General features: G+C 58.8%; 12 protein-coding genes, 1 tRNA gene and 2 rRNA genes (1 of these 15 only partly in view). 1 reads left to right on the top strand and 14 read right to left on the bottom strand.

Going from position 1 to position 16,052, the window contains the following annotated elements:
- Window positions 1-163 precede the first annotated feature (163 nt).
- Window positions 164-3,670 carry a hypothetical protein gene (locus ACTG1K_RS22725; protein WP_440004777.1) on the top strand — a complete coding sequence of 1,169 codons (3,507 nt, stop codon included), beginning with the start codon at window positions 164-166 and terminating at the stop codon, window positions 3,668-3,670.
- 83 nt (window positions 3,671-3,753) lie between these two features.
- On the opposite strand, the gene hemB is transcribed toward ACTG1K_RS22725, so the two are convergent.
- The 14 genes from hemB to ACTG1K_RS22655 all read right to left on the bottom strand — a co-directional run.
- Window positions 3,754-4,770, bottom strand: a complete 1,017-nt coding sequence (hemB, locus tag ACTG1K_RS22720) for a porphobilinogen synthase (protein WP_005357271.1) — start codon at window positions 4,768-4,770, stop codon at window positions 3,754-3,756.
- Window positions 4,771-4,773: 3 nt separating this feature from the next.
- Window positions 4,774-5,559 (bottom strand): TatD family hydrolase, encoded by a 786-nt coding sequence (locus ACTG1K_RS22715; RefSeq protein ID WP_440004778.1) that lies wholly within the window; start codon window positions 5,557-5,559, stop codon window positions 4,774-4,776.
- A gap of 188 nt (window positions 5,560-5,747) precedes the next feature.
- Complete coding sequence (gene tatC, locus ACTG1K_RS22710; RefSeq protein WP_005339388.1) at window positions 5,748-6,503, bottom strand: twin-arginine translocase subunit TatC; 756 nt, start codon at window positions 6,501-6,503, stop codon at window positions 5,748-5,750.
- Complete coding sequence (gene tatB, locus ACTG1K_RS22705; RefSeq protein ID WP_440004779.1) at window positions 6,500-6,964, bottom strand: Sec-independent protein translocase protein TatB; 465 nt, start codon at window positions 6,962-6,964, stop codon at window positions 6,500-6,502. The genes tatC and tatB overlap by 4 nt, the downstream gene beginning before the upstream one ends.
- Window positions 6,965-6,967: 3 nt before the next feature.
- Window positions 6,968-7,219, bottom strand: a complete 252-nt coding sequence (tatA, locus tag ACTG1K_RS22700; protein ID WP_005339385.1) for a Sec-independent protein translocase subunit TatA — start codon at window positions 7,217-7,219, stop codon at window positions 6,968-6,970.
- Window positions 7,220-7,261: 42 nt separating this feature from the next.
- Complete coding sequence (gene ubiB / locus ACTG1K_RS22695; RefSeq protein WP_005339383.1) at window positions 7,262-8,902, bottom strand: ubiquinone biosynthesis regulatory protein kinase UbiB; 1,641 nt, start codon at window positions 8,900-8,902, stop codon at window positions 7,262-7,264.
- Window positions 8,902-9,510: a ubiquinone biosynthesis accessory factor UbiJ gene (locus tag ACTG1K_RS22690; protein ID WP_270657390.1), complete on the bottom strand. Its 609-nt coding sequence runs from the start codon at window positions 9,508-9,510 to the stop codon at window positions 8,902-8,904. Before ACTG1K_RS22690 ends, ubiB begins: the two co-directional genes overlap by 1 nt.
- 8 nt (window positions 9,511-9,518) lie before the next feature.
- Window positions 9,519-10,271 carry a bifunctional demethylmenaquinone methyltransferase/2-methoxy-6-polyprenyl-1,4-benzoquinol methylase UbiE gene (gene ubiE / locus ACTG1K_RS22685; RefSeq protein WP_374807281.1) on the bottom strand — a complete coding sequence of 251 codons (753 nt, stop codon included), beginning with the start codon at window positions 10,269-10,271 and terminating at the stop codon, window positions 9,519-9,521.
- Between the two features lie 65 nt (window positions 10,272-10,336).
- Window positions 10,337-10,714 carry a fluoride efflux transporter CrcB gene (gene crcB / locus ACTG1K_RS22680; protein ID WP_005339378.1) on the bottom strand — a complete coding sequence of 126 codons (378 nt, stop codon included), beginning with the start codon at window positions 10,712-10,714 and terminating at the stop codon, window positions 10,337-10,339.
- Between the two features lie 95 nt (window positions 10,715-10,809).
- Window positions 10,810-12,075 (bottom strand): cytosine deaminase, encoded by a 1,266-nt coding sequence (locus ACTG1K_RS22675; RefSeq protein WP_128834573.1) that lies wholly within the window; start codon window positions 12,073-12,075, stop codon window positions 10,810-10,812.
- Complete coding sequence (codB, locus tag ACTG1K_RS22670) at window positions 12,069-13,313, bottom strand: cytosine permease (protein ID WP_005355867.1); 1,245 nt, start codon at window positions 13,311-13,313, stop codon at window positions 12,069-12,071. Before codB ends, ACTG1K_RS22675 begins: the two co-directional genes overlap by 7 nt.
- 251 nt (window positions 13,314-13,564) lie before the next feature.
- Window positions 13,565-13,640 (bottom strand) — tRNA-Thr (locus ACTG1K_RS22665).
- Window positions 13,641-13,686: 46 nt separating this feature from the next.
- Window positions 13,687-13,801: ribosomal RNA gene (gene rrf / locus ACTG1K_RS22660) — 5S ribosomal RNA — on the bottom strand.
- A gap of 109 nt (window positions 13,802-13,910) precedes the next feature.
- Window positions 13,911-16,052 (bottom strand): 23S ribosomal RNA (locus tag ACTG1K_RS22655) (it continues 747 nt past the right edge of the window).

Below are 16,052 nucleotides of genomic sequence, written 5' to 3'. Positions count from 1 at the left end.
CCCCAACCACTAACGGAGGCCGACAGGCCCCCGCCCATATCCTGCCCGTCGGCCACGCTGCCGATGGGCAGGATGCACTGACCCGGACGGGTTAGCCCCTCTCTTTTACATGCTTGCCAAGCACCCAAAAACGTCCAACAACAACCAAGATAAGGAAATCACCATGCCAAGAACCACCAAGCTTGCCACCCTGCTCGGACTGCTGCTGTCGGCCCATGTCGTGGCCGATGAGCGCGAACAAGCCTATTTCAAACAAACCTATCAGGAGCACTACGAGCAGATGACGGCGCGTCTCGCCGCGCTGCATCAGAGTGCGGCTGACGAGCAGAACGTGACCATCAAGGATGGCAAGCGCCACCTTGCCATCAACGGCCTGCTCTACCCGCTGACAGCGGATAACCACATCCTGTTCGATCTGCCCAAACCCCACTTTTTCGACGAAACAGCCATTCGTAACGTCTTTGATTTCTTCGATGAGGAGTGGGAGCTGACCTGGTACGACGGTGGGGTCGTAGCGGTCAACAAACGCTTTGGCAACTATGACTACGGCAACGGCTGTCTGCTGGAGTACTTCCCCCACGGCCAGATCCAGAATGGCGAACGCACCCGGGTGGTGATGGAGACCAGCTCCTGCAGCGTCAACTCGTTTGCCACCTCGCTGCAATATCTGGACAAAGGCGAGGAGCTGACGGCCGACCAGCTGGGGCTGGACGCCAGCCTGATCACGGCGGTCGAGCGCTATCAGGATCGGCTCTATGTCAGCCAGAACGGCAATCCAGGCCATGTGGCCATTATCGATATCCCGAGCCGCCAGCAGATTGGCGAGATCCGCGGCACCGAAACCGGCAGTGCCACGGCCTACAATCAGGTCAGCGAACTGTTTGTCCGCAACAACCTGCTCTACGTGGTCTCGCGCTACTCGCACCGGGTCGATATCTTCGATCTGGCCGACGAGCATCGCCATGTCACCACCCTGGGAACCGGTCGGGATTCCGGCAGCAACAGCCTGCACCGCGCCCAGGCCGTCTTTGCCAATCAGGATTACGTGCTGGTGGCCGATGCGCTGAGCGAGATCAAGGTCTACCGCCAGCAGGATGTGACGCCGGAGAACAGTCTCAAGACCCCCATCGCCGGTCGGCTCGCCTTTGAAGGAAAATACAGCCACCGTCTGGTGCAACTCCATCAGGTGGGTGACTATCTCCTGGCCCATACAGCCGGCAAAAACTACTACATCTATGACTTGCGCAAACTGGCTGATGCTATCGCCAGCAACACCCCGCTGGCGCCTGAGCAGGTGATCGCCGACAGCAATCTGCAAAAAATCGACATGGATGACGATCGGCTGGTGGTGAACTTCAAGGACCGCATCGAGTGGCATGATGCCGATACCCTGATCGCCAACGACTTTCAGTTCAAGAACCCGACCTTTACTGTCCGGGAGATCAACCAGCAGCCCGTGGCGGCGCTGAAAGATCTCCAGCTGGCGGGCTCGGCGCTTGTCACCGCCAACGAACGCGGCCTGGGTTTCAACCAGCTGCTGAGCAAGGAGATCAGCTTCACGGCCGACGAGCAGTTGCCGGCTCGCCCGCTGATCTTCGATCAGCTGATGCCGGCCGCAGTCAGCTACATACTGCGCAATGACGAACCCTACGAGGTGCTGATCGATCGCGCCCAGCGTTCGGTCAACATCAATTCGCTGGTCAAGACCGAGCTGCTTGATAACGACACGGTGCGCATCACCAACTATGCCGCCAGAGAGCTGCATGACATCAATATCGAGTCACGCCTGAACGGTATCAACAAGTGGCTGATCCTGGGCCAGCTCGATCGCCTGCCCGCCTATGCCCAACTCACCCTGCCACTGAGCGCCTTCGGCGAGCAGGGACGCTTCAACAGCGCCAGCCGCGATGGGGTGTTTGATCTCAATAATCTGCTCGACAACAGCATCAATCTGCCTGCCCAGTTCGAGCACAGGTTCAGCTCCAACTCGGATCCGTTTGCCCAAAAGCTGGCACGCCTCAAACCGAGCTGGAATATCCGTTTTGCCACTAATACCACGGGCTCCTGGCGCCCCATCAATGCGCTGTATGCCAAAGAGTGGCTGATCATCGCCACCAACCTGGCCTACATGGTCTCAACCGAAGAGTTCAAACACGTCTGGTACAACTTCAAAGCGGTGAACGGTTACGAGATGTTCGGCAATGGCGGCAACAGCTATGTGCCGAACGGGATCTTTACGGCGGCCGATTATGACTACTACTACCACAGCCTGATGAAGCGCCCCTACCTCAACCTGGGGATCACTGCCATGGGTGGTGGTCTGGGGGGAGGCGGTATCACCGGGGTCGATACCTTTAACTTTGTCAGCCACTACTACGGCAGCTGGGGCATCATTGCCCACGAATTTGGCCACGGCTTTGATGGCAAGTCCTACAGTCATGACAGTGCGTTTGCCCGTGGCAGCCACGGTTGGCACCCGCTGATGACGGGCATGGCCAACTACCATATCCGCAAGGGCGACCTGCCTTATCTGGACGATGATCTCAACGGCTTCCACAAGCCGGAAAACGACATCTATCGCTACAACTCGGTCAGCCAGGGGGCTCGCAAGCATCGCGCTGACAGCCACATGTACTATACCGACCACTACTTCATGCAATTCTCCACCATGCCGCAAGGCTGGGTAGCCAACGGCAGCGACTTCAGTGTTGGGCAGCTGGCGGCCCTGACCAATCAGGAGCGACTGCTGATGGGCTGGATCCCCAAGGAGTCGGAGAAAGGCAATCTCTGCCGATTCACCTTCCAGGATGGCGAGCAGTACTACGGCTACGTCGAACAGCGGGCTGATGGTCTGCTCTGCGATGCCGGCTCCCTGATCCGCTATCGTCAGCCCGATGGCCAGTTTGTGCCGCTGGTCTCGGCCATCAACCAGTTTGACTGGCTGTCACTCCACCACAAGGGCAAGCTGGATCAGCCAGTGCTGCACCAGAATGGTCGCCAGCTCTGCTACAAGAATGTGGCGGGCTTTTACGGTATCGGCTTCGTCAATGACAACAAACAGTGCACCCAGTTGCCCAACGTCTATCAGACCAATGGCAAGCACTGGCTGACCAGCTCCGGCTGGACCGGTCTGACCTACCTGAGCGGAGACTTCATTCTGCCCACTACCGGTAGCAGCAGTGACTTCACCGTCACCGATCTGGCGGCCGAATATCTCATCGTCAACGGCGCGCTCGACTTCAGCCTGACGCTGACCACCGCCAACCCGGTGACCGTCACCGCGACCCTGTTGCAGAATGGCAATCCGGTCGCCACCGGCAGCGCCCTGATCGATGGTCAGGGTTCCCTGCAGCTGACGCAGTCGGGCCTAGCGGCCGGCAGTTACGAGCTGTTGCTGGCGGGCATGGCTGAGGGGAGCAAGCAGGGCTTCGAGCGCCGCTTCACCCTGGCATTGGTGGAACAGACTCCGGGTGGTGACAGTGACGGTGGTAACGGCAGCTACCCGGCCTATGTTGCGGGCACCGCTTATCAAAGTGGCGAACGGGTCAGCAATGCCGGTGGCGACTACGAGTGCAAACCCTGGCCCTACAGTGGGTGGTGTGGCGGCTCGACCAGCCACTATGCACCGGGTACCGGCAGCCACTGGAGCGATGCCTGGATCAAGCTGTAATCAGCCGCTCGTGACCAAAAGAGAGCCATAACGACAGAGGGGGAGCCATCGGCTCCCCCTCTCGTTTATCTCTTCAACCCGGCTTAACGGGCATCTTCCTTCAGCCACTGCGCTACGCGCTTGGCGAAGTAGGTAAGGATGCCGTCGGCCCCGGCTCGCTTGAAGCAGAGCAGAGACTCCATGATGGTCTCCTTCTCTTTCAGCCAGCCATTCTGGATCGCCGCCATGTGCATGGCGTACTCGCCGCTCACCTGATAGGCGAAAGTCGGCACGCCGAACTGATCCTTCACCTGACGAACCACGTCCAGATAGGGCATACCCGGCTTGACCATCACGCTGTCGGCCCCTTCCTGAATATCCAGCGCCACTTCGTGCAGGGCTTCGTTGCTGTTGGCCGGGTCCATCTGATAGGTGGCCTTGTTGCTCTTGCCGAGGTTGCCGGCAGAGCCGACTGCATCGCGGAACGGGCCGTAGTAGCAGGAGGCGTACTTGGCGGAGTAGGCCATGATCTGGGTGTTGATGAAGCCGTTCTCTTCCAGCGCCGCGCGGATGGCACCGATGCGGCCATCCATCATGTCGGACGGCGCGACGATATCGACCCCGGCCTCGGCGTGAGAGAGCGCCTGCTTGATCAGGATCTCGGTGGTGATGTCGTTCAGCACATAGCCTTCGTCATCGATGATGCCGTCCTGACCGTGGGTGGTGAACGGATCGAGCGCCACGTCGGTGATGACCCCCAGCTCCGGGAAGCGGGCCTTGAGGGCGCGCACGGTGCGCTGGGCCAGCCCGTTCGGGTTGTAGGCCTCTTCCGCCATCAGGCTCTTGCTCTCCAGCGGGGTGACCGGGAACAGGGCAATAGCAGGCACGCCCAGCTCCACCAGTTCAGCGGCTTCCTCCAGCAGCAGATCGATGGAGAGACGCTCCACCCCCGGCATGGAGGGAACGGCTTCCCGACGGTTCTCCCCTTCCAGCACAAACACCGGATAGATGAGATCGTTGACGGTCAGTACGTTCTCGCGCACCAGACGACGGCTGAAATCATGTTTGCGCAGACGGCGCAGGCGGCGGCCCGGAAAGGCGCCCGGAAGAGTTGTAGCCATGAATCACTCCTGGAGAGGAAGTTGGAAGAACGCGGCGGAGGTGGCCCGGGTGTGGGCCAGCAAGGCCTCGGGCGCTTCACCACGACAGGCCGCCACCACCTGGGCGATGTGCGGCAAAAATGCAGGTTCGTTGCGCTTCGGACGCGGTTTCAGATCCCGCGGCACCAGATAGGGGGCATCGGTCTCGATCATCAGCCGACCGGCCGGAATACGCGCTACCTGTTCGCGCAGCAGCTGACCACGGCGCTCATCGCAGAGCCAGCCGGTCACCCCGATATGCAGCCCCAGCGCCAGACACTCGTCCAGCTCCTCGTCGGAACCGGTGAAGCAGTGCAGCACGGCTCCCGGTAGTTTCGGCAACCAGGGACGGAGGATCTCGATAAAACGGGCGTGCGCATCGCGGCAGTGGAGAAACACCGGCATCCCGAGCTCAGCAGCCAGTGCCAGCTGGGCGTCGAATACCGCATCCTGCACCGGACGGGGGGAGAAGTCGCGGTTGTAGTCGAGACCGCACTCGCCGATGGCCACCACCTGCGGCAAGGCCGCCAGCTCTCGCAGGGCGGGCAGGGTTGTCTCATCGACACTCTTGGCGTCGTGGGGATGGATCCCGGCGGTGGAGAAGCAGTAGCCCAGCCAGCGGGCGGCCAACTCAGCGCTCTCGCGGCTACCCGCCAGATCGGTACCGGTGAGGATCAGCGCGTCCACTCCGGCGGCGCGGGCACGGGCCACCAGCTCAGGCTGTTCACCGGCGAACTGGCTGCTGGTCAGATTTAAGCCGATATCGATCATGGGATGAGACGTTCCAGACAAAAGGAATACATATCAGGTATTTGAAAACCATCTACCGAATGGGGTCTTACCATACGCCTCGAACGGGAGCATGAAAAGAGGAAGGGAGCCTAAGCTCCCCTCGTTCTGCTATTCCTGCGGACTTCGTCATCCTCTCGCCGTCCGGCAAACAGGTGACGAACAGAGCCTCAGCTCTCCCCATCCGGTTGTTCCTGTTGCTCTTCATCCTCTTTCTTCACGTAGAAGCGGGCGAAGAACAGACCAATCTCCCACAGCGCCCACATAGGAATGGCGAGCAGGGTCTGGGAGAAGACATCAGGCGGCGTCAGCAGCATGCCGACCACAAACACCCCGACAACGACGTAGGGACGTTTCTCCTTCAGGTTTTGCGGTGTGGTCACGCCAGTCCAGCACAGCAGTATGGTCGCCACCGGAATTTCGAACGCCACCCCGAACGCGAAGAACAGGGTCAGTACGAAGTCCAGATAGCTGGCGATGTCGGTCGCCACCGTCACCCCGGCAGGGGCGGTACTGGTGAAGAAACCGAACACCAGCGGGAACACCACGTAGTAGGCGAACGCCATCCCCGCATAGAACAGCAGGGCACTGGAGACCACCAACGGCATGATGAGCCGCCGCTCATGCTGGTACAGACCGGGGGCGATAAAGGCCCAGGCCTGATAGAGCAGATAGGGGATCGCCACGAAGAAGGAGACCACCAGGGTCAGCTTGATCGGCGTCAGGAAGGGGGTCGCCACATCCGTCGCGATCATGCTGGTCCCTTCCGGCAGCTGGCTGAGCAGCGGCTGGGCCACGAAGTCGTAGATGTTGTTGGAGAAGTAGATCAGCGCCAGAAACACCACGAGGATGGCGGTAATGGAGCGCAGCAAGCGGGTTCTCAGCTCAACCAGATGGCTGATCAGGGGTTGTTCGGCCTGACTCATGGCTTCACCTCCCCTTTTACTGCGGAGTCGCTGACCGACACAGGCTCGCTCTCCCGCAGGCTATTGACTGGTGGCACGTCGTGGCTCAGCTGCACTGCAGGCTCCACCGGCGTGGCAGCCTCAGCCTGGGCGACCGGCTCGGGGCGCGGCGGACGGATCTCGTTCTCCACCTGATAGGGGCGATTGACCGACTGGGCCGCCGCCTTGAGCTGTTCGATGGACTCCTGCAGCTCGGGGCTCAGGTTGCTCATCTGCAACTGTTCCGCCTTCTTGAGGTCGTTATGCAGCTCTTGCAACTTGAGCTCCTGCTCCAGCTCGGACTTGACCGAGTTCGCGGTCGAACGAATGAGGCGGATCCAGTGGGTAGCCGTGCGGATGGCAACCGGCAGCCGCTCGGGCCCCAGTACCACCAGTGCTACCACACCGATAACGACCAGCTCCCAAAAACCGATATCGAACATGGCTTAGGCCTGGTCTTTGTCTTTCTGTTTGGCGGTCTCACTGCTCTGAGTGGCCGCTTCGTTCAGCTGTTTCGGGGGAAACTCGGCATCTTTCTGCTCGGCCTTGGCATCAGCCGGCTCGTCGGAGAGGGCTTTCTTGAACCCTTTGACCGCCGCGCCCAGATCACCGCCAATGCCGCGCAGTTTCTTGGTACCGAATAGCAGCACGACGATGACTGCGATGATCAACAATTGCCAAATACTGATACCACCCATGATTTTCTCTCCAGAACAGGCGCCTGACGGCGCGGTTGTTGATTAATGGGAACGGGTTCGCAACCAGCCGACCAGCCAGCAGAGGGCTGCACCGGCGAGACTGGCTTGTCCCCACTCAATGTGTTGTTTTTGGGTCAGCAAGAATACACCCGCCAATAGCAGGCTGGCTCCAACCCCTAAGAGGTAGCGGGCCTGCCCCTGCCGGCGGCTGTGACGGCGGAACTCGGCAAACATCTGGTCGAAATGACGCTGCTGATGACGGGTCTGGCGCAGAGTCTCATAGACCAGCTCCGGCAGCTCCGGCAGCTTCTCCGCCCAGAATGGCGCCTTCTCCTTGATAGCGTTCAATACCGACTTGGGCCCGACCTGTTCGTGCATCCAGTTCTCGAGGAACGGCTTGGCGGTCTGCCACAAATCGAGCTGCGGGTAGAGCTGACGCCCCAACCCTTCCACATAGAGCAGGGTCTTTTGCAGCAGCACCAGCTGCGGCTGCACCGTCATATGGAAGCGACGCGCGGTGTTGAACAGGTTGAGCAGCACGTGACCGAACGAAATTTCGGAGAGCGGCTTCTCGAAGATGGGCTCCAGCACGGTGCGGATGGCGAACTCGAACTCATCCACCTTGGTGTCTGCCGGTACCCAGCCCGACTCCACGTGCAGCTCTGCCACGCGGCGATAGTCACGGTTGAAGAAGGCGAGGAAGTTCTCAGCCAGATAGCGTTTATCTTCCCGATTGAGGGTACCGACGATGCCGCAGTCGATGCCGATCCAGAGCGGGTTTTCCGGATGTTCGTAAGAGACGAAGATGTTGCCCGGGTGCATGTCGGCATGGAAGAAGCTGTCGCGGAACACCTGGGTGAAGAAGACCTCGACCCCGCGCTCGGCCAGCAGCTTCATATTGGTGCCGTTGGCTTCCAGCGCCGGTATATCGGAGACCGGAATACCGTAGATGCGCTCCATCACCAGCACCTGCTCGCGGCAGAGGTCGGTGATGATTTCAGGCACATAGAGCGCCTCGGAGCCGGTGAAGTTGCGGCGTAGCTGGATGGCGTTGGCCGCTTCGCGCATCAAATTCAGCTCGTCGAGGATGGTCTTGCGATACTCCTCCACCACCTCGATGGGGCGCAGTCGCGCGCTCTGGGGCACAAAACGGGCCACCAGACGGGCCAGCGCCTGCATCAGCCGCAGGTCAGCCTCGATAACCGGCTCGATGTCGGGACGGATCACCTTGATGACGATCTCGCGGCCACTCTCCTTCAGGCGGGCAGTATGCACCTGTGCGATGGAGGCCGACGCCAGCGGCGTCTCGTCGAAGTCGTCAAACAGGGTTTCGATGGGACAACCCAGGCTCAGCTCGATCTGCTGGCGCGCCGCCTGACCACAGAAGGGGGGCACCCTGTCCTGCAGCAGAGCCAGCTCCTCGGCGATATCCGGCGGCAGCAGGTCGCGGCGGGTCGAGAGCATCTGGCCAAACTTGATGAAGATGGGGCCAAGGGCCTCGAAGGCGAGGCGGATGCGGGCACCGCGGCTGAGATCCGGTTGCTTGTTCTTGAGCCAGAACAGGGAGCGACGGGCCAGACGACCCGGCCAGGGTTGATAGCGGGCGGGCACCAGTTCGTCGATGCCCTGCTCCAGCAGGATGGTGATGATGCGATAGAGGCGTTTGAACTCCTTCGGGGTCATCAGGTCACCTGCTGTTCGAAGCGGGCCAGCCGCAGTTCGACGGCCTTGAGCTGCTGGGCCAGCACCTCGACATCATCGTTGAAACTCGCCACTTCCAGCGGGCCGGGGGCGAGGCGGGCCTCTTCGGTCAGATATTCCGCCAGCTGGCTGCGGGTGCGGCACAGCTCGCGGCCGACCAGACGACGCGCCTGACGGGCACCACTGAACAGGGTATGGGCCAGCACGTCGCCGGTATAGCGCGACAGCTCCTCTTCCCAGTCAATATCCAGCTCGCCCAACAGCACGCTGAATGCCTGTACCAGCTGGGGATCACCGCTCAGATCCAGCTTCTCCTCACGGATATAGCGGGTCAGAGCGGACGGTTCTTTCAGCAGACCGAGGGCGGTCAGCGACAGGCTGAGCACCGCATCGGCCTCCCCTTCATGCTGGGCCAGCACATCCAGCCGACGCTCGGAGAAGACAAACCAGAGTGGCTTGAGTTCACGCAGCTCCAGCTTGAGCACCTTGCCCACCAGTTTGCGCAGCCGCTCCGGGCTCTGTTTGTCCAGCGCCAGCAACTGGTTGAGGCTGGTTTCGATCACCGCGGTGACCATGGCATCCATCGGCATAGGCAACCTTAAAACTTGTAACCGCGGTGCAGGGCGACCACACCCTGAGTCAGATTGAAGTACTCCACCTGCTCGAAACCGACATTTTCCATCATGCCAGCCAGGGTTTGCTGATCCGGGTGCATACGGATGGACTCTGCCAGATATTTGTAGCTTTCACTGTCGTTCGCGACGATTTCGCCCATTTTCGGCAGCAGTTTGAAGGAGTAGAGGTCATAGAGCTTGGCGATCACGTCACTGACCGGCTTGGAGAACTCCAGCACCAGCAGACGGCCACCCGGCTTGAGCACCCGGAACATGGAGGCGAGCGCCTTGTCCTTGTCGGTGACGTTGCGCAGGCCGAAGCCGATGGTGATGACGTCGAAGTGGTTATCCGGGAAGGGGAGTGCCTCGGCATTGGCCTGCACGTAGGAGACGTTGTTGGCGACCCCCAGATTGCGCAGCTTATCCCGGCCCACTTTCAGCATGGAATCATTGATATCCGCCAGCACCACCTGACCGGTCTCGCCGACGATGCGGGAGAACTTGGCGGTCAAGTCACCGGTACCACCGGCCAGATCCAGCACCTTCTGGCCCTTGCGCACACCGGAGCAGTCGATGGTGAAGCGCTTCCACAGGCGGTGGATGCCGAACGACATCAGATCGTTCATCAGATCATACTTGGCTGCTACCGAATGGAAGACACCTGCTACCAGAGTTTCCTTCTCGGTCGCGGCCACGGTTTTAAAGCCAAAATGCGTTGTCGTTGCTTGTTCTGACATCCCTTAAACACCCATAGAGCAAAGAATGGCCGCCAGTTTACCAGAGCCACTGGCGTCCGGACACCTTAAACCCGGCTCGCAACCAACTGCATGCCCAGCACCACCATGGCCAGACAGAGGAAGAGATTGAGACCGATATTGAGCAGCGCTTTCAGATAGGCCCCATGTTGAGCCAGCACCACCGTATCGAGGGCAAAGGAAGAGAAAGTAGTCAGGGCACCGAGGATCCCCACCATCAGCAGCGGCTTCATCGGGTGTTCTACCACATGACCATGACTGATGAGGGCGAATGCCACCCCCATGATGAAAGAGCCCACCACGTTGACCACCAGAGTCCCGTAAGGAAAGTGGCGCCCCAGCAGCAAGGCCATCAGTTCGGCAATCCCAAAACGAAGGCAGGCGCCGATGGCGCCCCCTGCAGCAACATAGAACCAGGTTTGCATGGTGTCACTCCCTCAGGGTCAGACCGCCATTATGTCGCAATGGCGGCCCTTGTGCCCAGAGGCGGAACTAATCGACATCCAGCCTGATTGAAATCTCAGCGGCGAAAATCGATCGGCTCTGGCTGACCCAGCACGATTTCGGTCTGGGCCGGGCGGGTCTGGGCAATCACCTTGCCGTGGCGGATCGAGTAACGCACCGGCACCTGACGGCGCACCGCATCGAAGCCGTTCTCGGCAGGCAGGATCAGCAGGTTGGCCGGTTTGCCCACCTCGATACCATAGCGATCCTGCACGTTCAGGGTGCGGGCACTGTGGCAGCTGATCAGCTTCAGACCGTCGTTGATCTGCTCGTAACCCATGACCTGGCAGACATGCAGCCCCATGTGCAGCACCTGCAACATGTTGGCGGTGCCCATGGGGTACCAGGGATCGAACACGTCATCGTGACCGAAGCAGACGTTGATGTTCGCCTCCAGCATCTCCTTCACCCGGGTAATGCCGCGGCGCTTGGGATAGGTATCGAACCGTCCCTGCAGGTGAATGTTCACCAGCGGATTGGCCACGAAGTTGATGTCTGCCATCTTGAGCAGACGGAACAGGCGGGAAGCATAAGCGCCGTTGTAAGAGTGCATGGCGGTGGTGTGACTGGCCGTCACCCGATGGCCGATACCCCGCTCGTAGGCGAGAGTCGCCAGCGTCTCGATAAAGCGGGACTGCTCGTCATCGATCTCATCGCAGTGCACATCGACCAGAACCTGATACTTCTCCGCAAGATCGAAGATGTAGTGCAGACTTTCGACCCCATATTCCCGGGTAAACTCGAAGTGGGGTATCGCACCAATCACGTCGGCACCCAGCTTGAGCGCCTCCTCCAGCAGTGCCTTGCCATTGGGGTAGGAGAGGATCCCCTCCTGCGGGAAGGCGACGATCTGCAGCTCCACCCACTCCTTCATCTCCTCCCGCACCTCCAGCATTGCCTTGAGCGCCACCAGATTGGGGTCGGAGACATCGACGTGAGTACGCACAAACTGGATGCCGTTGGCGATCTGCCACTTCAGTGTCTGGATGGCGCGCAGCTTCACATCCTCATGGGTCAGCAGCGCCTTGCGCTCGGCCCAGCGCTCGATCCCCTCGAACAGGGTGCCGGAGAGGTTCCAGCTCGGCTCACCCGCCGTCTGGGTGGTATCGAGGTGAATGTGGGGTTCGATAAAGGGGGCGATCGCCAGACCGCCCTCCCCGTCCAGCACCCGACCGGCGACGGCATGTTCGTCATGGGGTTCGATGGCGGTGATGACCCCATCCTGACAGCGGATCTGCCACAACCCTTCCCGATCGGCCAAACGAATATGTTGAATCAGCATTTGTTAGCTTCCTGTACCAGAACCGGCCGCTGGGTGAGGCGAACCAGAATGAAATAGGTGAAGGCGGCGCCCAATACCGCGTTGAGTGGCACTATGCCCGGCAGCCACTTGCCGACAGCCACCCCGACTGCCGTGGCGACCAGCGCCTGCCAGCGCACCGTCTCGAACTGCTGATCGGCAAACTGACGGTAACGCTCACGATTGAGCAGGAAATCCATGATGATAATGCCACCGATCGGCGGAATTGCCGTACTCAAAAAGGCCAGCCAGCCGACAAAGTTGTTGTAAAGCCAGAGGGCACAAGCCGTACCGATGAGGCCGTTGATCACGCTGAGTGGCTTGCTCTTGAGACCGGTAATGTTGGCAAAACCGAGGCCGGAGGCGTAGAGAGCGTTGTCGTTGGTAGTCCAGATATTGAGGCCCAGCACCAGAATGGCGGGGATCAACAGCCCCTGCATCAGCATCACTTCCGAGATATCGGCCTGACCGGTCACGGCCGCACCGGCAGCACCGAAGACGAACATTAGCGTGTTGCCCAAAAAAAACGCCACCATGGTAATCATGACGGCGCCCCAGGGTTTGCGACCAAAGCGAACAAAGTCGGCGGTCAGGGTTCCTGCACTGATAAAGGAACCGACCACCATGGTCAACGCCGTGGTGAACTCGATGGGATTGCTTGGTTGTACCTGCTGCAGTGCAGCCATGCCACCGGTCGAGGTCACCGCCAGCCAGACCGAGTAGCCGCCAAGCAGTGCAATGGCCGGTACGGCCACAAAGCTCAGCACCATCAGGGCGGAGATGCCGAAGTAGACGGTCACCGTCATCAACATGCCCGAAATGGCGATCAGCCAGTTCACATCTATGCCGGTCGCCTTCTGCACCGGTAGGGCAAACATCGCCACACCAACGCCAAACCAGCCGACCTGAGTACCGCCGAGCAGCAGGGATGGCAGCCAGGAACCTTTCACCCCAAAGGAGTAACGAGCCAGCAGATGGGTAGAGAGGCCGGTTGAGGCACCGATATAACCGAGACAAGCGGTGTAGATACCCAGCAACAAGTTGCCGATAAGTACCGCCTTGATGAAGTCATCGAATACCAGCCCGGTACCAAGCGCACCACCGGTCCACATGCTGGCAGAGAAGAAGGTCAGGCCGAGCATCACCAGCATCAGCGACAGCACACCTTTGCGCCCTTTGGCGGGTACCGCCCCCAAACAGTATTCGTTATCCTGCGCCATGCTCTCTCTCCACGTAATAGGCAAAACGCGCCGGATTTTACATGTAAAACGTTTTACGTCAATCAATCATGGTTAAATCTCTGGATAAAACCATCAATAGCAGTCAAATGAGTAACACATTAGGACTCAAACCAGCAGATAAACAGTGTCGGCTGCAAGCAGAAGGGGTTGCGGGAATAGGGAATGTAAGGGGATATCAAAAAATGACGGATGCAAAAAAGCCTCCCTTTTCAGGGAGGCTTTCTATTTAATGGTGCTGATACCCAGAATCGAACTGGGGACCTCATCCTTACCAAGGATGCGCTCTACCGACTGAGCCATATCAGCACACTAACCGGTAAAGACCACGCTGGGCGTAATCTTGAAATTGGGTGCCTGGCAGTGTCCTACTCTCGCATGGCGAATGCCACACTACCATCGGCGCTACCGCGTTTCACTTCTGAGTTCGGCATGGGATCAGGTGGTTCCACGGCGCTATGGCCGCCAGGCAAATTCTTAATCTAGAAAGCTGACGTGAATAACGACTAGGTCATTATCACTGAATTAGTAGTTCGCTTGGTATCTGTTACAAGCCTTAGAACACTTCTTGGGTGTTGTATGGTTAAGCCTCACGGGTAATTAGTACGGGTTAGCTCAATGCATCGCTGCACTTACACACCCCGCCTATCAACGTTGTGGTCTCCAACGGCCCTTTAGGACCCTCAAGGGGTCAGGGATGACTCATCTCAGGGCTCGCTTCCCGCTTAGATGCTTTCAGCGGTTATCGATTCCGAACTTAGCTACCGGGCAGTGCCACTGGCGTGACAACCCGAACACCAGAGGTTCGTTCACTCCGGTCCTCTCGTACTAGGAGCAACTCCCTTCAATCATCCAACGCCCACGGCAGATAGGGACCGAACTGTCTCACGACGTTCTGAACCCAGCTCGCGTACCACTTTAAATGGCGAACAGCCATACCCTTGGGACCGACTTCAGCCCCAGGATGTGATGAGCCGACATCGAGGTGCCAAACACCGCCGTCGATATGAACTCTTGGGCGGTATCAGCCTGTTATCCCCGGAGTACCTTTTATCCGTTGAGCGATGGCCCTTCCATTCAGAACCACCGGATCACTATGACCTACTTTCGTACCTGCTCGACCTGTCCGTCTCGCAGTTAAGCTGGCTTATGCCATTGCACTAACCTCCTGATGTCCGACCAGGATTAGCCAACCTTCGTGCTCCTCCGTTACTCTTTGGGAGGAGACCGCCCCAGTCAAACTACCCACCAGGCACTGTCCGCGAGCCCGATTCAGGGCCCTGCGTTAGAACATCAAACATACAAGGGTGGTATTTCAAGGACGGCTCCAGCGCAACTGGCGTCACGCCTTCAAAGCCTCCCACCTATCCTACACATGTAGGTTCAATGTTCAGTGCCAAGCTGTAGTAAAGGTTCACGGGGTCTTTCCGTCTAGCCGCGGGTACACCGCATCTTCACGGCGAATTCGATTTCACTGAGTCTCGGGTGGAGACAGCATGGCCATGGTTACACCATTCGTGCAGGTCGGAACTTACCCGACAAGGAATTTCGCTACCTTAGGACCGTTATAGTTACGGCCGCCGTTTACCGGGGCTTCGATCAAGAGCTTCGCTTGCGCTAACCCCATCAATTAACCTTCCGGCACCGGGCAGGTGTCACACCCTATACGTCCACTTTCGTGTTTGCAGAGTGCTGTGTTTTTGATAAACAGTCCCAGCCATCTGGTCACTGCGACTCCCAACTGCTCCATCCGCAAGGGACTTCACTGTCAAGAGCGAACCTTCTCCCGAAGTTACGGTTCTATTTTGCCTAGTTCCTTCACCCGAGTTCTCTCAAGCGCCTTGGTATTCTCTACCCGACCACCTGTGTCGGTTTGGGGTACGATGACTTGTAATCTGAAGCTTAGAGGCTTTTCCTGGAAGCAGGGCATCAATGGCTTCCACACCGTAGTGTGTTCGTCTCGTGTCTCAGTGTTGTATCAGCGGATTTGCCTACCGATACCACCTACGCACTTTCACCAGGACAACCGTCGCCTGGCCCACCTAGCCTTCTCCGTCCCCCCATCGCAATTACAAGTCGTGCAGGAATATTAACCTGCTTCCCATCGACTACGCCTTTCGGCCTCGCCTTAGGGGTCGACTCACCCTGCCCCGATTAACGTTGGACAGGAACCCTTGGTCTTCCGGCGAGGAGGCTTTTCACCCCCTTTATCGTTACTTACGTCAGCATTCGCACTTCTGATATCTCCAGCATACCTCTCGATACACCTTCGCAGACTTACAGAACGCTCCCCTACCACTTGCACTAAGTGCAAATCCGCGGCTTCGGTGCCTGGTTTGAGCCCCGTTACATCTTCCGCGCAGGCCGACTCGACTAGTGAGCTATTACGCTTTCTTTAAATGATGGCTGCTTCTAAGCCAACATCCTAGCTGTCTGAGCCTTCCCACATCGTTTCCCACTTAACCAGAACTTTGGGACCTTAGCCGGCGGTCTGGGTTGTTTCCCTCTTCACGACGGACGTTAGCACCCGCCGTGTGTCTCCCGGATATTACTTACTGGTATTCGGAGTTTGCATGGGGTTGGTAAGTCGGGATGACCCCCTAGCCCAAACAGTGCTCTACCCCCAGTAGTATTCGTCCGAGGCGCTACCTAAATAGCTTTCGGGGAGAACCAGCTATCTCCGAGTTTGATTGGCCTTTCACCCCCAGCCACAGGTCATCC

Source organism: Aeromonas sp. 102P (assembly GCF_051920345.1).
GTDB classification, from domain to species: domain Bacteria; phylum Pseudomonadota; class Gammaproteobacteria; order Enterobacterales; family Aeromonadaceae; genus Aeromonas; species Aeromonas veronii.
The sequence above is the reverse complement of the archived record's forward strand: the minus strand, read 5'-3'. Positions and strand labels throughout refer to the sequence as shown.